Annotated in this window: 14 protein-coding genes; 6 read left to right on the top strand and 8 right to left on the bottom strand. The window is 64.8% G+C overall.

Features of this window, described 5'->3' with window-relative positions; genetic code table 11:
• Positions 1–2 precede the first annotated feature (2 nt).
• Positions 3–809, bottom strand: coding sequence for an MBL fold metallo-hydrolase (locus tag QA635_RS06265; RefSeq protein ID WP_283067874.1), 807 nt, complete (start codon positions 807–809; stop codon positions 3–5).
• A gap of 60 nt (positions 810–869) precedes the next feature.
• Positions 870–1,850: an AraC family transcriptional regulator gene (locus tag QA635_RS06260; protein ID WP_283067871.1), complete on the bottom strand. Its 981-nt coding sequence runs from the start codon at positions 1,848–1,850 to the stop codon at positions 870–872.
• Between the two features lie 185 nt (positions 1,851–2,035).
• Here QA635_RS06260 and QA635_RS06255 point away from each other — a divergent pair, with 185 nt between their 5' ends.
• Positions 2,036–2,569: a sigma factor-like helix-turn-helix DNA-binding protein gene (locus QA635_RS06255; protein WP_283067869.1), complete on the top strand. Its 534-nt coding sequence runs from the start codon at positions 2,036–2,038 to the stop codon at positions 2,567–2,569.
• Here QA635_RS06255 and QA635_RS06250 read toward each other — a convergent pair.
• The 4 genes from QA635_RS06250 to QA635_RS06235 form a co-directional block, all read right to left on the bottom strand.
• The gene (locus QA635_RS06250; protein WP_283067867.1) at positions 2,548–3,645 is read right to left on the bottom strand and encodes an asparaginase; all 1,098 of its coding nucleotides are present in this window, start codon (positions 3,643–3,645) and stop codon (positions 2,548–2,550) included. The genes QA635_RS06255 and QA635_RS06250 overlap by 22 nt on opposite strands.
• A gap of 97 nt (positions 3,646–3,742) precedes the next feature.
• Positions 3,743–5,338: a bifunctional aspartate transaminase/aspartate 4-decarboxylase gene (locus tag QA635_RS06245; protein WP_283067865.1), complete on the bottom strand. Its 1,596-nt coding sequence runs from the start codon at positions 5,336–5,338 to the stop codon at positions 3,743–3,745.
• A 39-nt stretch (positions 5,339–5,377) separates the two neighbouring features.
• Complete coding sequence (gene aspT, locus QA635_RS06240) at positions 5,378–7,066, bottom strand: aspartate-alanine antiporter (protein ID WP_283067863.1); 1,689 nt, start codon at positions 7,064–7,066, stop codon at positions 5,378–5,380.
• Positions 7,067–7,605: 539 nt separating this feature from the next.
• Complete coding sequence (locus QA635_RS06235) at positions 7,606–9,264, bottom strand: long-chain-fatty-acid--CoA ligase (protein WP_283067861.1); 1,659 nt, start codon at positions 9,262–9,264, stop codon at positions 7,606–7,608.
• Positions 9,265–9,353: 89 nt separating this feature from the next.
• Between QA635_RS06235 and QA635_RS06230 the strand changes: the two genes are divergently transcribed.
• The 3 genes from QA635_RS06230 to QA635_RS06220 all read left to right on the top strand — a co-directional run bounded on the left by QA635_RS06230 (position 9,354) and on the right by QA635_RS06220 (position 12,766).
• The gene (locus QA635_RS06230) at positions 9,354–10,526 is read left to right on the top strand and encodes an acyl-CoA dehydrogenase family protein (RefSeq protein ID WP_283067859.1); all 1,173 of its coding nucleotides are present in this window, start codon (positions 9,354–9,356) and stop codon (positions 10,524–10,526) included.
• Between the two features lie 153 nt (positions 10,527–10,679).
• Entirely contained in the window at positions 10,680–11,294 is a 615-nt protein-coding gene (locus QA635_RS06225; RefSeq protein WP_283067857.1) for a TetR/AcrR family transcriptional regulator, read from the top strand.
• Positions 11,295–11,575: 281 nt separating this feature from the next.
• A complete protein-coding gene (locus QA635_RS06220; RefSeq protein ID WP_283067854.1) occupies positions 11,576–12,766 on the top strand; it encodes an OpgC domain-containing protein in 1,191 nt (396 codons plus the stop codon).
• 46 nt (positions 12,767–12,812) lie between these two features.
• On the opposite strand, the gene QA635_RS06215 is transcribed toward QA635_RS06220, so the two are convergent.
• Entirely contained in the window at positions 12,813–14,102 is a 1,290-nt protein-coding gene (locus QA635_RS06215) for an MFS transporter (protein WP_283067852.1), read from the bottom strand.
• 178 nt (positions 14,103–14,280) lie between these two features.
• Between QA635_RS06215 and QA635_RS06210 the strand changes: the two genes are divergently transcribed.
• Positions 14,281–14,598 (top strand): hypothetical protein, encoded by a 318-nt coding sequence (locus QA635_RS06210; protein ID WP_283067850.1) that lies wholly within the window; start codon positions 14,281–14,283, stop codon positions 14,596–14,598.
• Between the two features lie 272 nt (positions 14,599–14,870).
• The gene (locus QA635_RS06205; RefSeq protein WP_283067848.1) at positions 14,871–16,385 is read left to right on the top strand and encodes a helicase HerA domain-containing protein; all 1,515 of its coding nucleotides are present in this window, start codon (positions 14,871–14,873) and stop codon (positions 16,383–16,385) included.
• 164 nt (positions 16,386–16,549) lie between these two features.
• Here the strand turns inward: QA635_RS06205 and QA635_RS06200 are convergent, their stop codons facing one another.
• Positions 16,550–23,893: a beta strand repeat-containing protein gene (locus tag QA635_RS06200; protein ID WP_283067846.1), complete on the bottom strand. Its 7,344-nt coding sequence runs from the start codon at positions 23,891–23,893 to the stop codon at positions 16,550–16,552.
• Positions 23,894–23,897 lie beyond the last annotated feature (4 nt).

Raw genomic sequence — 23,897 nt, 5'->3', positions numbered from 1 at the left:
CGTCAGTCCGCGATCGCCGCAATATAGCGCTGCACCGAACGGTCGAACGCCGCCTTGGCGTCGGAGGCGATGTTCTTGCCCCACCAGGCGCCGTAGATCCGATCATAGGCCAGCGGCTCGACCGCACGCGCGACGCGGCGGACCGCTGATGCATTGAGCGGGATATAGTTCGGGTAGGAATACATGAAGCTGACCGAGCGGCGGTCCATCGCCACCATCGCGATATCGCCGGTCAGAAGCGCGCCGCGCCCGTCGGCGCCGTTGCGCCAATGCAGCATGGTGGCACCGGCGAAATGCCCGCCGCCGCGCACCAGCAGGATGTCGTCGGAGATGCGATGGCTGTCGCCCTGCCACGGCACGATCGATGGATAGGGCCGCGTCACCCATTGCGCGTCGTCGCCGTGCAGATAGACCGGGGCATTGTCGAACGCCACGCTCCAGTCGGCGACCGCACCATAATAATGCGGATGCGAGATCGCGATCGCCTTCAGCCCGCCGAGCGATCTGACATGCGCGATCGCCTCGGCGGTTGCCAGCGGCACGCAGTCCCACATCACGCAGCCGCCGCTGTCCGGCACCAGCAGCGCGCGCTGCCCGATCGCAAAGGACGGCTCGAGCGCGATCCCGACGAGGCCGAGATCGTCGCGGCAGACCAATCTGTGCCGCTCTGCGAGCTCCTCGCGCGTCAGCCACGCCTGCCCTTTCCAGTTCACGTATTGCCGCTCGTCCTCGCAGATCGGGCAAGCCAGCGGTGGCGCCGCGGTTTCAGGAAATTGCGCGCCGCATTGTTCGCAGGTCCACAGAGGCATGGGCAGCGCCCTCGTTGCGATGAAGCTAGTCTGCTGATCTAGCGCCGCGGCAGCAGGTGTTCAATGCTTGCGACCCAGTTCCATCTGCATCTCCGCCGGCGCTATGCCGAACTTCCGGCGGAACGCGCGATGGAAATAAGAGAGGTCGTTGAAGCCGACCGTATAGGCGATGTCGCTGACCTTGCGGCCGGCGCCCTCTTCGTGCAGCAGGAGCCGGCGCGCCCGCAGCAGGCGCTGCTCGAGGACGAACTCCGAGAATGTCGTTCCCGCGGACGCGAACAGGCGCTGCGCCTGGCGCGTGCTGAGCGCATTCGCCTTTGCTATGGCTTCGATCGTGAGCTTGCCGTTGTCGAGATTTTTGAGAACATCGGCCTTCATCAGATCGAGCCGCGCCTTCGCCACGCCGTCGCGTGCCGCCAGCTGCTTTGTCTCGGCGCTGCTACCGAGAGCGAGTCCCACCAGGTCGGCGAGATGATGCGCCGCCGCCTGCTGGCCCAGCAGGTCGAGATCGCCGGCAAGCTCGGTGCAGAGCGCGGAATAGCGCTCGATCATCGCGCCCAGGGCCGGCTCGCGCCCGAGTACCCGCGCCAGCTGCGTCTCCGCCGAGGGCGCGATCTGGAGCAGCAGGCGCCGCGGAAACCGCGTCGTCGTAAAGCTGCCCGACCGGGTGAGATCGGCGGTGCCGACGATATTCATTTCGGTGAGGCACATCTGGCCGCGCTGAAGCTCGATCGCCTTGCCTGCCTGCGTGACCTGCACCGTGCCGCGCGTCGCGAAGATCAGGACAAGATCGTCGCAGCCGTCATTCAGAAGCGCGCGGGTGCGGGCGAAGCGGGCCGAGCCGCCGCGCGGCGTCGCGATAGCGACCGTATGCAGCAGCGTGAACTCGTTGTGGCAATCGATGCGGTTTTCGTCGGTCGGTCCGACGTCGAGCCGGCAGAAGCCGCGGCAAATCCCTTCGCGCCAGGCCTCATAGGCCGGCCCTTTCGCCAGCCCATGATGGAAGATCGAGAACCGGTTGGGCACCTGTGTCTCGGACATGATCCGTGCTCCGAACGCCCGATCGATCAAGGCTGACACGATCGCTCGCTTGCTGCCCGACACGCGCATGTCGTGTGCGCACGTCGTTCCTGTCCCTACGCTTGGCGCGACGGTCCACGACTCCGGCGCGGAGCCTGATACCACTGCGCCGATTGCCGGTAAAGCTATTCACGAGATGCAACCCTATGATGCGAAGTGCGAAAGCCGGGAATAAAACGGCGCAGCAGTTTCGCGACGCGGCGCTGCCGTGTCTCGACGATGCCTACGCGTTCGCCCAGGTCCTGATGCGAAGCGAGGCGGACGCCGAACTGGCCGTGCAGGAATGCTATCTGCGCGCACTGCGTGAGTTCGACAGCTTTCGCGGCCCGGCCGTCAGGCCATGGCTGCTCGCGATCCTCAAAGCGGTCTGCCAGGAGAGACTCGGCCCGAGGCTCGCCGGCGAAAATGCAATGCCAGAACAGCGCGACAGCGCAACAATCCGGCAACTGGTCGCCGACCTGCCCGCGCCGCTCCGCGAAGTCATCGCCCTGCGCGAAATGATCGATCTCTCCTACAAGGAGATCGCCGAAGTCACCGGCATTCCCGTTACCACCGTGATGTCGCGCATCGCGGAGGCCCGCGCCCTGCTGCTCGCGGCGCGGCGCGCGGCGAACAAGGCCACGCAGGCGAAGCCGGCAGGCGCCTCAAAACCGGTGGTCTACCGCGCGAACGCCTGTTGAACCGCCAACGGCTCGGTGATGCCGTTCGCGATCAGGAGCTCGAGCAATACCCGCGCCTTCTGCGGGTTGAGATCGAGCGAGACCGCGAAGCCGAGCTTGTCGTCCTCGACCTCGACGTTGCGGTTGACGAAGCCTGAGCCGACCCGGGTCGAACGCACCACCACGACGCCCTGCTTCGCCGCGGCCGCCAGCGCATCGATCGCGCCCTTCGATGAATTGCCGTCGCCGACGCCGGCCAGCACGATGCCCTTTGCGCCGCGCTTGACCGCATCCTCGACCTCAGCGGCGTCCATGTTGGCGTGCGAATAGATGATGTCGACCCGCGGCAAGGGCGGCGCATCTGGCAATTTCAGCTTGGCACCCCTGGCTGGAGCGGCCGGCTGCAGGAAGCGCAGCGAGCCGGTGTCGACATAGCCGACCGGCCCGGCATCGGGCGAGCGGAAAGTCTCGACGCTGGTGGTGTTGGTCTTCTGCACCCAGCGCGCGGCATGGATGGTGTCGTTGAGCACCACGAGCACGCCGCGGCCGCGGGATTCCGGGGCAGAGGCGACCCGCATCGCCTCGTAGAGATTGGCCGGGCCATCGGCGCCGATCGCGGTCGAGGGCCGCATCGATCCGACCAGCACGATCGGCACGTCGGTGTCGAGCACGTTTTGCAGGAAGAACGCGGTCTCCTCCATCGTGTCGGTGCCATGGGTGATGACGACGCCGTCGACCTCCTTGTTGTCGACGGCCGCGCGGATGCGCTTGACGAGGTCGAACCACACCACGTCGTTCATGTCCTGCGAGCCGATCGACGATATCTGCTCGGCCGACATCTGGGCGAGCTTGTCGATGCCCGGGATCGCCGCGACCAGGTTGGCCGCACTGACCTTGCCTGAGTCATAGGCGTTGCCGGCGCGTGCGCTGGCCTGCCCCGCGATGGTGCCGCCGGTACCGAGCACGAGCACGCGGGCCAGCGCGGTGCCGGTGGCCTGTTGTGCTGATACCGGTGAGGCAAGCCCGATCATGAGGGCTGCGGCGAGGCCGACGATCGTGCGCGTCAGAGAGCCCGATTGAAGCGAAAGCGGCATCATCCCCTGTCCTTCCCCATTTGCGTCGCACCGGAGGCGGGCTGCGCGCGAAGCAAGACGCAGCCCGGTACAAGTCACGTCAGCTCCCGTGCCGGAGATCCTACGCTTTGCTGGCCTTTTTGTAGTCGTCGTAATATTCGGCGGCAAGCTTGCGCAGCGCGGTCCCGATCGCCGCGTATTGATACTCGTTCAGATTGGCGAGCGAGGCGCGGCCGGACGGATGCTGGACGCCGAAACCGCTGCCGGGAAGCAGCACGATGCCGGTCTCGTCGGCAACGCGGAACAGGATCTCGGTCGGATTCTGGGTCTTCAGCACCCAGGCGGCGAACTCCGCGCCATAGAGTTCGCGCGCGACATCCTCGAGGCTGACCAGCGTATAGTAGTCGACGCTGTCCGCGTCATCCTTTTGCGCGACGCCGAGCTTGTCGTAGAGCGCCGCATCCCGGCGGCGGATCAGCGCTTTGACCGCATGCTTGTAGTCCTGCCGCGTGTCCATCAGATTGAACAGCGAGAACAGCACCATCTGCACCTGCTGCGGGGTCGAGAGCCCCGCGGTGTGGTTGAGCGCGACGGCCCGGCTGTCCGCGACCAGGCGATCGATGAACTTGACCTTGCGCGGCTCGGTGGTCAGCGACGCATAACGCGTATCGAGCTCCTTCTTGGCTGCCTCGGGCAGCGCCGCGATGGTCCGGTCGATGACATTGTCGCGGGTCATGGCGATGACGCCGAGGCGCCAGCCGGTCGCACCGAAATATTTCGAGAACGAATAGACCAGGATGGTGTTCTGCGGGCAGATCGCGAACAGCGATTTGAAATCGTCGGCAAAGGTGCCGTAGACGTCGTCGGTCAGGATGATCAGGTCGGGCCGCTTTTTGACGATCTCCGCGATCGCCTGCAGCCCGGCATCGTCGAGCTTCACCGACGGCGGATTGCTCGGGTTGACCAGGAAGAACGCCTTGATCGCGGGATCCTCGAGCTTCTTGATCTCGGAGGCGGGATATTGCCAGCCGGCCTTCGGGTCGGCCTCGATCAGCACCTGCTTGAGCTGGTAGTCGTTGAGCTCCGGAATTTCCAGATAAGGCGTGAAGATCGGAGAACCGATCGCGATCTTGTCGCCCGGCGCGATCAGCCTGTTTTCCCGCATCGAGTTGAAGATGTAGGCCATCGCCGCGGTGCCGCCCTCGACGGCAAAGAGATCGACCTCCTCACTCGTCATGCTGCGCGCGCCCATTTCGCGAATGACATACTCCCGGACAATGCGCTCGCTGACCTTCAGCATCCGGTCGGGCTCCGGATAGTTGGCGCCCAGTATGCCCGCCACCATCTCGAACAGGAATTCGTCGGCGTTGAGGCCGAGTTGATCGCGAACGTAAGACAACGCCTTGCCGAGAAACACCACGCCCGGCTTGTTGGTATTGGCGGCCACGAAGGTGTGGAAGCGCGCGGCCAGTCCATCCGCGCGTGCCAGGCCGCCGATGCCCTCCGACATGTAGGAGAACGACAATTCGGCCTCCGACACCGCGAACAGGCCGAGCTGGAAGAAGGCACGCCGCGGCACCGTCGCCAGGAAATTGGGATTGCCGCGGCCGGCATTGAGCATCAGGCGATCGGCGTGGCTCGACGCGAGCGCGATCAGATTGTCCTTGAGTTCGAACGGGCTCAGCTTGGAATATTGCGAATAGTCCATCTTGGCCATCTTCGGTTCTCCTCTACTGATACAACGCGGCCCGCACCTTCACGCGAAGGCGACGATCAAGGGGCCAAGCAAGGTCAGGAACACATTCGCCAGCGCATAGGTGATGGCGAACGGCGCGGTGGGAATCGAGTTGCCGGCCTTGTCGAGCACGCCGCCGAAGGCCGGATTGGCGCTGCGCGAGCCGGACAGCGCGCCGGCGAACACCGCCGCGTTGTCGTAACGAAGTACGTAGCGGCCAAACAGCATGGCCAGGATCAGCGGAACCAACGTCACCACGGCTCCGATCAGGAACAGCGAAAGGCCGCTGCTGGCGATGGTGTGGATTGCCTGCAGTCCGGATTGCAGGCCGACCGCGGCGACAAATCCGGCAAGACCGAGATCCTTGAGAATCTGCGAGGCCGGCGCTGGCATGTTGCCCATGGTCTGATGCCGGCTGCGCAGCCAGCCGAACAACAAGCCGGACAGCAGCGCACCGCCGCCGGCGCCGAGCGTCAGCGGAATCGAGCCGGCACGGATCACGATCAGGCCAATCAGAAGACCGAACACCAGGCCGGCACCGTGGAACACGAAGTCGGTCTTGATGTCGACGGAGAGCTGCGATCCGGCCTCGGCGACCATGCGCTTGAGATCCTGCTCGGTGCCATAGGCGGTGATCACATCACCGATCTTCACCACCGTGCTGTCGCTCAGTGCAAGCGGCTCGCCGGCGCGCGCAATGCCGATCAGGTAGACGCCATGGCGAAGCGCCGCGGTGGCGGACCGCTTGATCTCGGCCAGGGATTTGTCGGCATAGGCCGGATTGCGCAGGATCACGTCCTGCGTATCCATCACCACTTCCATGCCCGGCACGCTTTCGAGCTCGGTGCCGAGCCCGCCGGCAACGGCAACGACGCCGGCGCGGCGGCCGACCACGAGCACGACGTCGCCTTGCTTCAAGGCGACGTCGGGCGTGACCGGAATCAACTGGTCCTTGCGCTTGATGCGTTCGACGGTGATCGTCGCGCTGCCCGCCGAATTTTCGATGGCCGCCACGGTCTTGCCGGCGCCGCCGCCGACTTCGTAAAGCCGCCCGACGATTTCCGGCAGCGCGGGCGCCTCGCCCGGCCCGAAGATCACCGCGCCCTTCAGCCGCTCCGCCTCGGCCTTCAGCGCATCGTCGCGCATATCGCGTCCCATGAAGCGCGGCAGCAGGTTGACGCAGATGATGATCGCGCCGAGCGAACCGAAGATGTAGGATACCGCGTAGCCGATCGCGACGTTGGCCTGCAGTTTCTGCACCTCCGACGCGGCAAGTCCAAGGCGGGACAGTGCATCGCCCGCCGTTCCGATGATCGCCGACTGGGTCAGGCCGCCGGCGGCAAGTCCCGCGGCGGTTCCCTTGTCGAGCGAGAACAGCTTGGCCATCACGATGACGGTGACGAGCCCGGCGACGGCCGTGAACACAGCAAGCAGGATCTCGCGCAATGACTGCCGGCCGAGCGATTTGAAAAACTGCGGACCGCTTTCAAAACCGACTGCATAGATGAAGAGTGCAAACAGCAGCGCCTTCTCGCCATTGTCGACGGAGACGCCAAACAGGCTGAGCGCGACGGCAGCCAGCAACGATCCGGCGACGCCGCCGAGCTGGAACTTGCCGTAATGGATCTGGCCGATCCAGTAGCCGATCGCCAGCGACAGGAACAGCAAGATCTCCGGCGCCTGCTTCAGATGCTCCTGTATCCACTCCATCGCCGCCTCCTGGGGTAGCCAAATCCAAACTGATCAGAGGTCTTCGTTATGTTCACGCAGGGTTCGCTTGTCCGCGACAATCAGACCCGTCGCGTGCGACGAGATCGAGCGAACGACGGCGGTGCCGATAAGGCATCGCCCGCGGTTGCGAGGGATCGATGGAGTGTCCGGCCGACACGGATGGAACGGGAACAACGGCTGACGGGGCTTGTCGGTACGCGATACAGCGACATCAACTGAATGCCTTGCATGTCTCGAACGCCCTGTTCCGCCGACACAGCGGTTCAGGTACACATCGCAGCCCCTATCTCGATGATTGCATACTATTGAGATCGCGACTAGTGCGCGACCATTTCATTTTGATTTCATTTGAAGGCAAAGATAACTGCCTGCGCCTCGCAGCGCAGCAGTTCCACAACACGGTGTTACCGCCGCCACGTCATGTCATCGACTCTGCACTCGGCGGCCTCGTCCACGATACACTCGCCTGCGCAAGTTGCGGATGTGACAGAGCGCTGACGGTAGGCCAAACGCGCTCTTCACGAGCCCGCCATCGCCTTGCGCAGCGCGATCTTGTCGATCTTGCCGGTCTTGCCCTTGGGCAAATCCGTAGAGAAGATCACGTCATCGGGAATTTGCCATTTCGGGAAGAACGCAGCGAGATAGTCGCGATACTCGCGGGCGAAGCGTGCGCGCCGTTCCGCGGAATCGGATTGCAGCACGACGCAGATCAACGGCCGCTCCTGCCATTTCGGATCGGGTCGGCCGATGGCGGCGGCCTCGCGAACATCGGGATGGTTCATGATCTGCAATTCGAGCGCCTGGCTCGAGATCCACTCTCCTCCCGACTTGATCAGGTCCTTGGCGCGATCGACGATCCTGACATAACCGTGCGGGTCGATGGTCGCGATGTCCCCGGTCTTCAGCCATGCGCGGCCCTCGTCGATAACAAATGAATCGGCCGCCGTCGCCTGCCCGGTCGAGCCGGCGAAATAGGCCGCCGCAGCCCAGGGACTGGAGATCTGCAATTCGCCGGATCTCTTGCCGTCCTGCGCGCATCGCTCGCCGTCCGCATCGACCGTGCGCAGCCGGCATCCGGGAATCGGCAGGCCCTGCGCGGTGCGGGTGCTGCGCGTCTCGTCGGCGTCGAGATCGGATCGGGCGATGTTGGTCAGGCCAAGCGGCGAGATTTCCGTCATGCCCCAGCAGTGCATCACGTCGATGCCGAGCCGCGCGAAATCGTCGATGAAGGATTGACCGATCGCGGCGCCGCCGACCGGCAGGCGCTTGAGCGAGGCGATACGCGCAGTCGCTGACGGGTTCTTGCTGAGATGGTCAAGCAAGCCGATCCAGACCGTAGGCACGGCAGTTGCCATCGTCACCTGCGCCGCCTCGATCAGCTCGACAAGGCTCGCCGCGTCGGTCTGCCGGCACGGCAGCGCCAGCGATGCACCGGCCAGCAGCGCCGCATAGGGAAAACCCCAGGCGTTGGCGTGGAACATCGGAACGGCGGGCAAGCAGACGTCGCGCTCGCGCATCGCGATGCCGTCGGCAAACAGGCAGGCCATCGTGTGCAGCGTGGCCGATCGATGGCTGTAGAGCACGCCCTTCGGATCGCCCGTGGTGCCGGAGGTGTAGCACAGGCCGCACGCTTCGTTCTCGTCGAGAGCCGGCCAGGCGAACGCGCGGCCATGGCGCGCGATCGCGTCCTCATAGCAGGTTGCGGACCGGCCTGCCGGCGTCGACGGATCGAGGGCGTCATCGGATTCGTCTTCCATGATCACGACATGATGCACGCTGGACGGCAGCTCGATCTCTGTTCCGACGGTTCGCCAGATCGAACGATCGACGAACAGCACCCGATCCTCGGCATGGGCGAGCAGTCTTGCGATATCCAGCGCGTGCAGGCGCGCATTGATGGTGTGCAGCACCGCGCCCATGCAGGGCACGGCGAAATAAAGCTCGAGGTGACGGTGCGAGTTCCAGGCCAGCGTGGCGACGCGCATGCCGCGCTCGACGCCGATCTCGGCGAGAAAGTTGGCGAGCTGGCCCGCGCGGCCGAGCAGCTCCGCATAGCTGATGACATGGATGCGGTCGCAATACCGCGTCATCACTGTCTTGTTCGGATAGAGATCCGCGACCCGTTCCCTCACCAGATTGAGGGTGAGCGGGACCTGCTGCATCAAGCCTGCGAGCATGCCGTGTCCTCCGGAACTTCCGCAAAACCTTGACATCTGCCGGAAGGCGGCGCAACATTTTTCGAAGATTATTCGACTTTTGGTGCGCCATGCATTTTGAGCTTCCCGACGACCTCCGCGTTCTGCAAGGCCTGGTGCGTGAATTCGTGCGCAGCGAGCTGCAGCCGCACGATGCTGCGATCGAGGCGACCGGCAAGGTGCCGGACAGCGCCATGGCTGGCCTGCGCAGGATGGGATTGTTCGGCACCAACACGCCGAAGCAATTCGGCGGCCTCGGGCTCTCGATGCTGGGCAGCTGCATCGCGATCGAGGAGCTCGCGAAGGCCCACACCGCCTTCTACTATCTGAGCGGGGTCAACGTTCACATCGGCTCGAAGGCAATCGAGCTCTACGCGCAGCCGGCGGTTCGCGACCGATGGCTGCCGGAACTCGCCAGCGGACGGGTGATCGGCGCGTTCGCGCTGACCGAACCGAATGCCGGATCCGATGCCGCCCGGATCCAGACCCGAGCGAGGCGGGACGGCGATCATTACGTGCTCGACGGCCGCAAGACCTACATCACCAATGCGCCCGCGGCCGGCGTCTTCACGGTGTTCGCCACGCTCGATCCCTCCGCCGGCGCCAAGGGCATCGCGGCCTTTGTCGTCGACGCAAAGACGCCGGGCCTTGCCATCGGCCGCCTGGTCGAGATGGCTGCCGGACGCGGCTCGGAGCACGCCGAAGTGATCTTCGAGGATTGCCGTGTTCCGCGCGAGAATCTGCTGGGACAGGAGGGCGAAGGATTCGCCATCGCGATGCGGTGCCTGGATGCCGGGCGCACCCATTGGGGCGCCTATTGCGTCGGCGCGGCGAGCCAGCTGCTGGACTACGCTCTCGACCATGTCTCGGAGCGCGAGACGTTCGGACGCAAGCTGCGCGACCATCAGGGCGTCGAGTGGCAGATCGCCGACATGGCGAGTTCGCTGCATGCCGCGCGGCTTGTCGCCTATGAGGCAGCCTGGCGTTACGACCAGGGCGATGCCGCCGCCCGCACCGCCGCGGCAGCGCTCTCCAAATATACCGGCGCCGACATGGTGCAGCGCGTCGCCGATACGACCATGCAGCTGTTCGGTGGCGCCGGCTATTCCAGGGACCTGCCGATCGAACGCATCTGGCGGGAAACACGGGTGGTCCGCATTCTGGACGGCACCTCCGAGATCATGCGCCAGATCATTGCCCGCAACGCGTTCCGCACACATGAGCGGCGGAACGCGCCGCTCTAACCCACAGGCTTTACCGCTGTATCCCGTCGCAATAGCACTTGTGTTCCGATCCCGCTGCCTTACTGTTTTTACTGGGATGAGATTCCTGCTTTGACGCGTCTTCCTTGCGCGAACCGGTATCCACTTCGCGCGAAAACGCTCTTGGAGACCACCGTGGCTTCGGGGACGACACTCAAGCTCAAGCAGCAACGCAGCCGCGACCGGCGCGAGCAGATCCTCACGGCGGCCACCAAGCTGTTCGGCCAAAAAGGCATCGACGGAACCTCGCTCACCGAGGTCGCCGCCGCGGCGAAAGTACCGCTCTCCAGCATCTATGATTATTTCGAGGACAAGCGCGCGCTGGTGCTCGATGTGCCTGAAGGCAATTTCGAGGCGCTTTATCAGAAGACCGAGCCGCTGCTGGTCAAGGGTGGCGATCCCGTCGAGCAGCTCCGCATAATCTTCCTCACCAACTTCCAGTACATCAAGGACAACCCGAGCTGGGGCCGGGTGTTCTTCCTCGAGATCTGGCCGAGCGTGCTCGCCGCCGAGCCGCGGATCAAGAAGGCGGTCGACAGATACGCGCTGCGCTATGTGCAGCTGATCAAGCAGGCGAGCCGCGCCGGCACCTATCGCCGCAATCTCGATCCCTACACCGCGATGTCGCTGATGATGGGCGGGATGTGCCACCTCACCGCGGTCTGGCTGCTTTACGGCCGCAAATACGATCTGGTGAAGAAGGGCAAGGCGTTGTTCAGCACGCTGCACAACGGGTTCGTGCAGCGTTAGCCGCGCCGGTGCACGGCCGGCTCTCGTAGGATGGGTAGAGCGCAAGCGAAACCCGTCATTCGTCAGGCCGGCACGGAGTGATGGGTTTCGCTTCGCTCTACCCATCCTACGCACCGCGTGGTTCGCGGCTTGAACGATTTGATCCAAATTCATCGTGGTTCGGCAGCGTTGACTGCCACCTTTCCGGAAAACCAATACACAACCGTCGAAATCCTGCTCTAGTATGACGTCGTGGGCGACCCGCGACCGGGCGCGCGGGCACTGGTGATGGGAGCGTACCGATGGACGTCAAGGCTGTTCTGCCGCCGCGCGGCCGCGACTATCGCCTCGATCTGCTGCGCGGCTTCGCCAACTGGGCGATATATCTCGATCACATCCCGAACAACGCGGTGAACTGGATCACGCAGAAGAATTTCGGCTTCAGCGACGCGGCCGATCTATTCGTGTTCATCTCCGGTTACACCGCATCCTTCGTCTATGCGCGCATGATGCTCGAGCGCGGCACCGTGATCGGCGCCACCCGCCTGATCAAGCGCGCCTGGCAGATCTATGTCGCCCACGTCCTGCTGTTCGTGATCTATATCGCCGAGATCGGCTATCTCTCCCAGCGCTACCACGACCCCAACCTGCAGGACGAATTCAACGTCGCGGGCTTCATGCACAATCCGGCCGAGACGCTCTATCAGGGCCTGATCCTGGCGTTCAAACCGGTCAACATGGATGTGCTGCCGCTCTATATCGCGCTAATGCTGTGCTATCCGCTGGTGCTGTGGGCGATGCTGCGCAAGCTCAATCTGACGCTGCTGGCCTCGTTCCTGCTCTATCTCGCGGCGCGGCAATTCGGCTGGAACCTGCCGGCCTATCCGTCCGGCTCATGGTATTTCAATCCGTTCTGCTGGCAGTTCCTGTTCGTGTTCGGCGGCTGGTTCGCGCTTGGCGGCGCGAGCGAATCGATCACGTTCATCCGCTCGCGCGCCTTCCTTTGGCTCGGCGGCGCCTATCTGCTGTTCGCGTTGGTCATGACCTTGGCGGGTCGCTTCCCGGAGCTCGGACAGGCGATGCCGGGCTGGCTCTATGACGCCTTCAATCCGAACGACAAGACCAACCTCGCGCCCTATCGCGTCCTGCACTTCATCGTCCTCGCCTTCTTCGTCACCCGCTTCCTGCCGCGCGAATGGCCCGGATATGAATGGCCGATCTTCCAGCCGATCATCAAATGCGGCCAGCAGTCGCTCGAAGTGTTCTGCACCGGCGTTTTCCTCGCGGTCATCGCGCATGTGCTGCTGGTCGAGGTCTCCGGCAGCATCTGGATGCAGATCGCGGTCAGCATTGTTGGCATCGTGCTGATGACCGCACTCGCCTATTACCGCTCCTGGTCGAAGAAGGTCGACAAGGCGCCCGCGAAGGTACCCGTAGCTGCGCAGACGCCCGTGGCCGCGCAGACGCCAGCGACCGCGAAGCCGGCGGAGTAAGTGACGGCGCGCGGCCGAAGCCGCGCGCAACGTGCAAAGTAGCCTGCTATCTCGCCAGCGGCTTGCCGGCCGTCTCCGGCGCCAGGGCGATCAGCGGCAGGCCGACCACATAGATCAGCGACAGCATCGAAATCGCCAGCGGGAAGCTGCCGGTGCGGGCGGCGAGCGCGCCGATCAGGGTCGGGCCGGCGGCGCCGAGCACGCGGCCCATGCTGAAGGCGAAGCCGGAGCCCGAGCCGCGCAGCGCCGAAGGAAACATCTCCGGCAGCCAGATCGTGAACAGGCCGAACACACCATTGGTGAAGAAGCCGAGCACCGGCAGCAGCACCATGAACAGCGTCAGGCTGTCGAGCCATTCGATCGCGACCTCATAGGAGACCACGACGGAGATCAGCCCGCCGATGAAGAACAGCACCGCGGTGCGGCGCCGGCTGCCGAGCCAGGTGGTGAGCCACGGTACAAGGAGGCAGCCGATCAGCGTGCCGACATTGGTGATCAGCCCGGCCACCGCGCCCATCTCCTGCGCGTGCGCCGGCGTCGCGCCCGCGGCGACCAGCTTGGTCGAGATCACGGTCGGGGCCCAGAAGTTCGACGACCAAAGGCCGAAGATGATGCAGGCCATCATCAGCGCCGCGGCCCAGGTGGTGCGCGCCTGGTCGCCGGCAAACAAGGCCGCGACCGACGGCTGCTCGTGCGCAGCCCTGCGCTCGGGTTCGGGAATGTTGCTGCGCAGATACGCGATCAGCAGCGCGGGCAGAATGCCGAGCAGGAACATGCCGCGCCAGCCGAGCGTGCCGCCGATCGCAAGCGTCACGGCGGCAGCGAGGAACAGCCCGGTCGGCGTCGCCGTGTGCAGCCATCCGGCGAGCCGCACCCGCGTATTCTCCGGCACGGATTCCTGCAGCAGCGGCGTGCCCGCGGCCCATTCGCCGCCGATGCCGAAGCCGGCAACAAAGCGAAACAATGCGAACATCACGATACCGGTCGCAAGCCCGCATAGCGCCGTGAACAGCGAGTAGACCAGCACCGTCCAGCACATGATGCGGACCCGCCCGTAACGATCCGCAGCCCAGCCCCAGACCATCGAGCAGGCCCAGCCCAGCATGAAGATCGAGAACAACAGCCCGCCATAAATGCCGATATTGGCCTTGCTCGGCTCGATGCCGCTGGCCGGCAGCAATTCGCTCAACGCGCCGACCAGGATGTAGGCGTACATCGACGAATCGAAGCCATCGAGCATCCAGCCGAACCAGGTCGCCCAAAACACTTTTCGCGGCGACACTGCGCCAGGCGCCGCGACCGACGGCGCAAGCGTATCGACGGTGCTCTCAGTCATGTTTCCTCGCACGTTTCTTTTGTGCGGCGGACTATGCCGAGGTTTGCTCGTCGAAACACCACCGGCAAACGGGACGGAGGTATCCGGCATGAGAATAGCGACGCCGATCACATCGGCGTCACCGCGAACGCTCGCTCCTTCTACGAGGGACGCGGAACGCCGGAATATGTAGAAAGCGATGACGACGAGCGGCACGACAAGTGCGAGCCAGGAGGCCTGGTCCCAGATCCCGTCGCCGAGCAGCGCCGAGACCAGCCCGAACGCGATAACGGCAAAGATCAATACCGGCGCCAGGAAGATTTGCGCGATCGAACGTCGCGCTGCCGACATCAGGATCGCTCCGCAGCATGCGCGCGTGTGCGGGGATAAAATCCGTGAAACCTTCGATTTTTGGCGGATGCCTTCGACAACGCGAGCCTTGCAAGCAGGGATCAATCCCGTTTGGATCGGGAAGAATGTAGGAAATGAATGCGTCGTAGTTGAACTCAGACATTGAGTTCGACGGGCTGAGAGTTCGACGGGCTGACTGAATAAGAGCGGGTCCGAACCGGGCCGGATCGCGCAGCTGAACTGGAACTGGTTCGAAAAAATCTACATCAGAGACGCAAGCTAAACACGTTGTAGTGGCTTGATCAAACTTCATCTCGCTTGGCGAGCATCCGCATTGTCCGCCTCCCGGCCGTGCCTGGGGATGATGGTGGGGTTCGCTCGACGCGGCGCGATCAGCTTGTTAAGCCGCCTCTCCGCAAGGGCAATTTGAGTCGGGACATGACCGTAGCGATCGAGATGGGACAAACGACGGCCGGCGCTTCGGCGGCCATCGACCTCGAGGAGCTATTGGCGACACGCCTCCTGGTGCAGGGCAATTCGGGTTCCGGCAAATCCCATCTGCTGCGCCGGCTATTGGAACAGAGCGCCCCCTGGGTGCAGCAGACCATCATCGATCCCGAAGGTGATTTCGTCACCCTGGCCGAACGATTCGGCCACCTCGTCATCGACGCCGAGGACCACACCGAACGCAGCCTGCAGGTCGCCGGCGAGCGCGTGCGCATCCATCGCGTCTCCACGGTGCTCAATCTCGAAGGGCTCGACGCCGAGAACCAGATGCGGCGCGCCGCGGCCTTCCTCGGCGGGCTGTTCGACGTCGCCCGCGACCATTGGTATCCGATGCTGGTGGTGGTGGACGAGGCCCAGCTGTTCGCGCCGGCGGTCGCGGGCGAGGTGTCCGACGAGGCGCGCAAGCTTTCGCTCGGCGCGATGACCAATTTGATGTGCCGCGGCCGCAAGCGCGGGCTTGCCGGGATCATCGCAACCCAGCGGCTGGCGAAGCTCGCCAAGAATGTCGCCGCCGAAGCGTCGAACTTCCTGATGGGCCGCACCTTCCTCGATATCGACATGGCGCGCGCCGCCGACCTGCTCGGCATGGAACGGCGGCAGGCGGAAGCCTTCCGCGACCTCGAGCGCGGACAATTCATGGCGCTCGGACCTGCGCTGTCCCGCCGTCCGCTGGGCTTGCGGATCGGTCCGACCGACACCCAGCCGCGCAACGCGGCGCCGCGGTTGATGCCGCTGCCTGAAGCGGCACTGGAGGACGCACGCGCGATCATCCTCGCCGCTCCGCCGCCGGAAGCGGCGCGGCCGCAGCGCCGGACGTCGTCGCCGGACCTGCTCAGCCAGTTGATGGCCGCCAAGCAGCCGGCAGCGGAGCCAGATCCCGAAGCCGCGGAGCCGCCGCCGAGCGCCGAGCAATTGGCCGAGCGGCGGGAACGGCTGGACCGTATCCTGCGCGCCATCCTCGCCGAGCCCGACGCCGGCTTCCGCGCCATCGGCGTGCTCTATCAGGAGTTCGTGGTCCGCTGCCGGATCGAGGGCCTTGGTGCCGTGGTGCCGGAGCTGACCGATTTCCGCCGGATGCTGACGCGCGCCCGCGCCGGGCTCGGCGCCGATGTCGCGGACGACGACGCCTGGCAGGACGTCTCGCTGCGCGCCGCGTTGCTGCCCGAGGACATGCAGGGCGTCTTCATGATGATCGCCCGCGCCGCGAAGGAGGGCTGGCCGTGCCCGAGCGATGCCGCGATCGCCCGCGCCTACGGCACGCATTCGCTGCGCCGTGCCCGGCATCTTCTGACCTACATCGAGGAACAAGGCCTGATCGTCTGCCAGGTCGACGGTGCCGGCCGGCGGATCGTGACCCTCGTCGAGCTCGCCTGGGCCACCGCCGCGGCCGACCCGAATGTGGACGACCAGGCGGCGGAAGCAGCCTGTAACGGCTCGTCGCTGTGATCAGGTACTGAGCAACCAGGCGTTAGGTGTCGCGCGGCGTCGCGGAAGCGCTGCAAGACAAGAAAAAGGCCCGCCAGGAGGCGGGCCTTTCATCTTTGCCGGTTGAGCGATTTCGGTTGCGGAGGGCCCGCAACAGGCCCTCCACGGCCGCCCCGTCTCAACCCTTACGCATGCTGCGGCTGCGCAAGCTGACTGACTTGCATCGCTGGCGGATCGACGACCGAGGTACCGCCATGGCCGTCGCTCGAGGCCGTGAACGTGGAAGCCATGTAGTTGCCCAGCAGCGCAATGCTGGCGGTGACAGTTCCGTCCGTCACCGTGAGCGTTCCGCCCGAGGCGTTTCCGGTGAAGGTCGGCGTTTGAACGTTCGCGAAATTGATATTCGCGAAATCGATCGTGTCCGAACCGGACATCCCGGCGACAGTTCCGGTGAAGCTCGCGGAATTGTCGAGCTTCAGCGTCCCCGTGCTGCCCAGAAACGTTACTGCCGCGTTCGAAGCCCCCGTCAATTCCAGGGTGGCGCCCGCTGCGATGGTGGCGCTGCTGGGGCTCTCTCCCGTTACGTTGAAAGGCTGCCAGGCACCCCACGCACTGCCATCATAGGCCCGGATCCAGAGCTGGTCGGTGCCGGAGCCGGCCTGATAGGTCGTCTGGGCAAGTTGTGCCGGAGTGACGTCGATCTCCGTATTCGCAGACTGGTTCACTCCGTTGACGTTCCAACGCCCGTTCGTGTTGGAATCCCACAACGCATATTTCGTTATGGTATCGCCATCCGCGTCCGTCGCGCTGACCAGGCTCGAAGCCGCGAAGACCTGCCCCGAGACCGTCGTTACGTTCGAGACCGCGACTGTTGGCGCCTGGTTCGTTGCGGTGGCCGTGAAGCTCTTCCACGCGCTCCACATGCTGCCGTCATTGGCCTTAACCCAGAGCGTATCCGATGGCGAGCCACCGGGGCCGAAGACGTAGCTCACCTGTGACAGGTTCGCCGCGCTCACATCGATCTCGGAGTTGGCGGCCTGGGCGACACCGTTCACAACCCAATGGCCGTTTCCTCCGGTGTCCCAGAAGGCGTACTGGGTGATCGTATCGCTTTCGCTGTCCGAGACCCCGAACAGGCTCGTGGCCGCGATCGAATGGCCGTGAATTCCGGTCACGTTCGATGCGGTAACGACCGGAGCAATGTCGGGTCCCGGCGTTGCCGTGAAGCTCTTCCACGCACTCCACATGCTGCCGTCATTGGCCTTGACCCAGAGCGTATCGGGCGTCGAACCGCCGGGACCGAACACGTAGCTCACCTGCGACAGGTTCGCCGCGCTGACATCGATCTCGGTGTTGGCGGCCTGGGCCACGCCATTCACCACCCAGTGGCCGTTTCCACCGGTATCCCAGAAGGCGTATTGGGTGATGGTATCGTTCTCGTTGTCCGAGACCGTGAACAGGCTCGAGGCGAGAGCCGACGTCTGCCCATGGAGCGCGGTCACGTTCGATGCCGTGACGATCGGCGCAACATCGGGTCCCGGCGTCGCCGTGAACGCGGTCCAGGTGCTCCACTTCGAGCCGTCATTGGCCCGCACGTAGAGCGTATCGGGCGTCGAGCCGCCCGGACCGAAGACGTAGCTCACCTGCGACAGGTTCGCCGCCGCAACGTCGATCTCGACGCCGGCGGATTGGGCGACACCATTCACCACCCAGTGGCCGTTCCCACCGGTGTCCCAGAAGGCGTATTGGGTGATGGTATCGCTCTCGGCATCCGAAACCGTGAACAGGCTCGAGGCGAGCGCCGACGTCTGCCCATGGGCCGCCTTCACGTTCGATGCGGTGACGACCGGAGCGGTGTCATCACCCGGTGTTGCCGTGAAGCTCTTCCAGGCTCCCCACATGCTGCCGTCATTGGCCCGCACCCAGAGCGTATCGGGCGTCGAACCGCCGGGGCCGAACACGTAGCTCACCTGCGACAGGTTCGCCGCGCTTACATCGATCTCGGTGTTGGCGGCCTGGGCCACGCCATTCACCACCCAGTGGCCGTTTCCGCCAGTGTCCCAGAAGGCGTATTGGGTGATCGTATCGCTCTCGGCATCCGAAACCGTGAACAGGCTCGAGGCGAGCGCCGACGTCTGCCCATGGGCCGCCTTCACGTTCGATGCGGTGACGACCGGAGCGGTGTCATCACCCGGTGTTGCCGTGAAGCTCTTCCAGGCTCCCCACATGCTGCCGTCATTGGCCCGCACCCAGAGCGTATCGGGCGTCGAACCGCCGGGGCCGAACACGTAGCTCACCTGCGGCAGGTTCGCCGCGCTTACATCGATCTCGGTGTTGGCGGCCTGGGCCACGCCATTCACCACCCAGTGGCCGTTTCCGCCAGTGTCCCAGAAGGCGTATTGGGTGATCGTATCGCTCTCGGCATCCGAAACCGTGAACAGGCTCGAGGCGAGCGCCGACGTCTGCCCATGGGCCGCCTTCACGTTCGATGCGGTGACGACCGGAGCGGTGTCATCACCCGGTGTTGCCGTGAAGCTCTTCCAGGCTCCCCACATGCTGCCGTCATTGGCCCGCACCCAGAGCGTATCAGGCGTCGAACCGCCCGGACCGAAGACGTAGCTCACCTGCGACAGGTTCGCCGCCGCAACGTCGATCTCGACGCCGGCGGATTGGGCGACACCATTCACCACCCAGTGGCCGTTCCCACCGGTGTCCCAGAAGGCGTATTGGGTGATGGTATCGCTCTCGGCATCCGAAACCGTGAACAGGCTCGAGGCGAGCGCCGACGTCTGCCCATGGGCCGCCTTCACGTTCGATGCGGTGACGACCGGAGCGGTGTCATCACCCGGTGTTGCCGTGAAGCTCTTCCAGGCTCCCCACATGCTGCCGTCATTGGCCCGCACCCAGAGCGTATCGGGCGTCGAACCGCCGGGGCCGAACACGTAGCTCACCTGCGGCAGGTTCGCCGCGCTTACATCGATCTCGGTGTTGGCGGCCTGGGCCACGCCATTCACCACCCAGTGGCCGTTTCCGCCAGTGTCCCAGAAGGCGTATTGGGTGATCGTATCGCTCTCGGCATCCGAAACCGTGAACAGGCTCGAGGCGAGCGCCGACGTCTGCCCATGGGCCGCCTTCACGTTCGATGCGGTGACGACCGGAGCGGTGTCATCACCCGGTGTTGCCGTGAAGCTCTTCCAGGCTCCCCACATGCTGCCGTCATTGGCCCGCACCCAGAGCGTATCGGGCGTCGAACCGCCGGGGCCGAACACGTAGCTCACCTGCGGCAGGTTCGCCGCGCTTACATCGATCTCGGTGTTGGCGGCCTGGGCCACGCCATTCACCACCCAGTGGCCGTTTCCGCCAGTGTCCCAGAAGGCGTACTGGGTGATGGCATCGCTGTCGTTGTCGGTGACCGCGAACAGATTCGAGGCGAGCGCCGACGTCTGCCCATGAAGCGCGGTCACGTTCGATGCCGTGACGACCGGGGCAACCTCGGGTCCCGGCGTTGCCGTGAACGCCTTCCAGCCTCCCCACAACGTTCCGTCATTCGCCCTGATATAGAGCGTGTCAGGAGCCGACCCTGTCGGCCCGAAGACGTAACTCACCTGCGACAGCTGCGACGCCGGAACGTCGATCTCGACGCCGGCGGCCTGGGCAACACCATTCACCACCCAGTGGCCGCTTCCGCCGGTGTCCCAGAAGGCGAACTGGGTCATCGTATCGGGATCCGGATCGGACACCGTGAACAGGCTCGATGCGGCAACCGATGTCTGACCGTGCGCCGCAACGACGTTGCTTGCGTTCACGGTCGGTGCGGTGTCCGCAAATGCCGTTGCCGTAAATTTGGTCCAGCCGCCCCAGACCGTACCGTCATTGGCCCGCACGTAGAGGGAATCCGTCGATCCAGTGGGACCAAATACGTAGCTGACCTGCGAGAGGTTCGCCGCGGACACATCGATCTCGGCGTTGGTGGCCTGGGTGGCACCGTTGATGGCCCAATGTCCGTTACCCTCGGTGTCCCAGAACGCGTATTGGGTGATCGTATCGCCGTCGGCGTCCGACACGCTGAAGAGGCTGGAAGCCGTTACAAAACTCTGGCCAAGGGTTGCCTGTATGTTGGACGCGGACGTGACCGGCGCGCTATCGGCACGCGCCGTGATCAGCGTGCCGGTGCCGGAATCCGCGCTGACGCCGAACCGCACGCCGGGCGTCTGATCGAGCTGCAGGTCGAAGGTGGAAGCCCCCTCCGTGACATGCAGGATATTGCCCGGAAGCAAGGTCGCCGACCCGCCAGATACGAAATTGAGGCCCGCCAGATCGATGCTGTCGCCCAGCACCAGCCCGCTGATGGTGGTGGATATCGACGTGCCATCGATCCTGAGCTGCCCGCCCGAGCCGCTGAAGGTGATGCCGCCGCTCGCGACGCTCCCGGCCTGCAATTCGAGCAAGCCGCCGGAAATGATGACCGGTCCCGTGGAGCCGCCCGACGATACGATCTCGGTGCCGCCGGCAAATACCGCGACGTGGCTGGTCACCGCGCCGGCAACGTTGAACGTGCCGCCGCTCGACACCCCGACGTCGTGCACCGTAGCGCCGGCGGAAACATTCAAGACGCCGCCGCTGGACACCCCCGCGTAGGCCAGCGCACCGCCCGAGAATACGTTGACCGTGCCGCCGGCTATACCCGTGCCGGAGCCCGATGCGCCGGTGACGACGCCACCCGAGAATACGTTCTCAACGCCGCCGGCATAGACACCGATCGTGCTGAGCACAGTGCCCGACACGTTGAGCGTGCCGCCGCTCGAAACGGCGACAAACGCCGCCGAGCCGCCGGCCTGGACGTTCAATACGCCGCCCGAGTTGACGCCGGTCCCGGAGCTGATGGCGCCGGTGATCAGCCCACCGGACAGCACGTTCTCGACACCGCCGGCATTGACGCCGTTATTTCTCAGCACGGTGCCCGCAACATTGAAGATGCCGCCGTTATACACGCCGACAAAGGAAGCCGTGGCGCCAGCCGACAAGTTCAAGGTGCCGCCCGAAACCCCGGTCCCGGATCCGCTCGCTCCCGAGATCGACCCACCGGACAAGACGTTCTCGACGCCGCCGTCAAAGATAGCTGTGTTGCTCAGCACCTTGCCGGTAACGTTGAAGACGCCGCCGCTCGACACGCCGACGTGAGCAGCCGAACCACCGGCCAGAACGTTCAGCGTGCCGCCCGCGGAAATGACGGTGGCCGCACTCGACGCCCCGGAGATCAGTCCGCCGGACAGCACGTTCTCCACGCCGCTGTCCATGATCAACGTGTTGCTGGTGATGGTGCCTGCAACGTTCATGATGCCGCCACTCGACACCGTGATGTTGTGCGCGGTACCGCCGGCGGAGACGTTCAGAGCGCCGCCGCTATAAGCCGTCACGTGAGCGAGCGAACCGCCCGCAAGGACGTTGAGTATGCCGCCGGAAATGGCCGTCCCGGAGCCTGACGCGCCGCCGACAACGCCACCCGAGAAGACGTTCTCAACGCCGCCGGCAGAAACGGTCACATTGCTGAGCACGGTGCCCGACACATTGAACGTGCCGCCGCTCGAAACGGTCAGATAAGCCGCAGCACCACCGGCCTGCAGGTTGACGATGCCGCCGGAGGAAATGACTGTGCCGGAGCCGGAAGTTCCGGAGATCAGCCCGCCGGAAAACACGTTCTCGACACCACCGTCCGTGACCAGCACGTTGCTGGTGGTCGTGCCTCTGACATTCATGGTGCCGCCGCTGGACACCGTCAGGTGGTGCGCCGTGCCACCAGCAGAGACGTTCAGAACGCCGCCGCTGGAAACCGTCGCATGATCCAGCGCGCCGCCGCCAAATACGTTGACGGTGCCGCCGGATATGCCGGTGCCCGAGCTTGTGACGCCGGTGACAACACCACCCGAAAGAATGTTTTCGACACCGCCGCTGTTGACGGAGACGTTGCTCAGCACCGTGCCCGCCACGTTGAACGTGCCGCCGCTCGATACGCCGACGAAGGCGGCCGAGCCGCCCGCGAACAGGTTGAGCGTGCCGCCCGAAACTCCCGTTCCGGATCCGCTCGCACCCGAGATCAAACCGCCCGAATAGACGTTCTCCACGCCGCCGGCATAGACGCCGCCATTGTTGAGGAAGGTGCCGGACACGTTGAACACGCCGCCACTCGAAACGCCCACCCATGCGGCCGAGCCGCCCGCGAGTACGGTCAGTGTGCCGCCGGCCGAGACCCCTGTTCCGATTCCAGCGCCACCCGAGATCAGCCCACCCGAATAAACGGTTTCCACGCCTCCGTTGTATACGGACCCTGCGCCCACATAACCGGACACGTTGAACGTGCCGCCGCTCGAAACGCCGACGTAGAAGGCCGATCCGCCGGCCTGCAGGTTGATGGTGCCGCCCGAAATTCCCGTTCCGGACCCGGCCGCACCAGAGATGAGCCCGCCGGACAAGACAGTCTCGACGCCGCCGGCCAATACGCCGGTATTGCTGGTAATGGTGCCGCCGACGCTGAGCACGCCGCCGGACGAAACGATGATGTGGTCGGCAATGCCGCCGGCTTCGACGACGACCCTCCCGGCATCGCCGATGCCCGTCGCCGAGCCCCCGGCGAGGATGTCAAGCAGACCGCCCGCCGAGACCTGTGCCCCCGACGCAAGACCGCCGGACGAGACGGTTTCGACGCCGCCACTGAGCACGAACTGGTTGGTGATGACGCCGCTGTCGTTCAGCGCACCGCCGGCATAGACGAACATTGCGGTCGCCGACCCGCCCGTCTGCACGTTCACCGTGCCGCCGGAGATCGCGGTGCCGAAGCCTCCGGACACGCCGAGGACCACGCCGCCTGACAGCACGTTCTCGACGCCGCCGCTATACACCCCGACGGTGCTCAGCACCGTGCCGGCGACGTTGAAGGTGCCGCCGGCGTAGACGCCCACGTAGGATGCCGACCCGCCGGCCGAAAGGTTCAACGTACCGCCGGAAACGCCGGTCCCGGATCCGACCGCTCCGGAGATCGAGCCACCCGACAGCACGTTCTCGATGCCGCCAGTATAGATGGCAACGTTGCTCAGCACGCGGCCGGCGACATTGAACGTGCCGCCGCTCGACACGCCGACGAAAGCAGCCGAGCCGCCAGCCAGCAGGTTGACCGTGCCACCCGAAATTCCGGTCCCCGATCCGCTCGCGCCGGAGATGAACCCGCCGGACTGGACGTTCTCGACGCCGCCGGTGAACACGCCGGTATTGCTGGTGACGGTGCCGAACACGTTGAATGTGCCGCCGGCCGAGACGCCAATATGATCGGCCACGCCGCCCGAGCTGATGACGGCGCTGCCGCCGCTCGAAATGACGGTCCGGGCCGCGTAGCCGCCGGAGTCGACCAGGAGCTGGCCGCCGCCAGATAGCCCCGTCGAAACTGCCGAGCCTCCGTTGAGGACCTCGAGAATATTGGACCCCGTTTCGATCAGTCCTGAGCTGGTAACACCCGAGCTTACAAATGTTGTGCTCATGGCA

It is taken from the genome of Bradyrhizobium brasilense (assembly GCF_029714345.1).
Taxonomy (GTDB): domain Bacteria; phylum Pseudomonadota; class Alphaproteobacteria; order Rhizobiales; family Xanthobacteraceae; genus Bradyrhizobium; species Bradyrhizobium australafricanum.
This window is presented reverse-complemented; position numbering and strand designations above follow the sequence as displayed.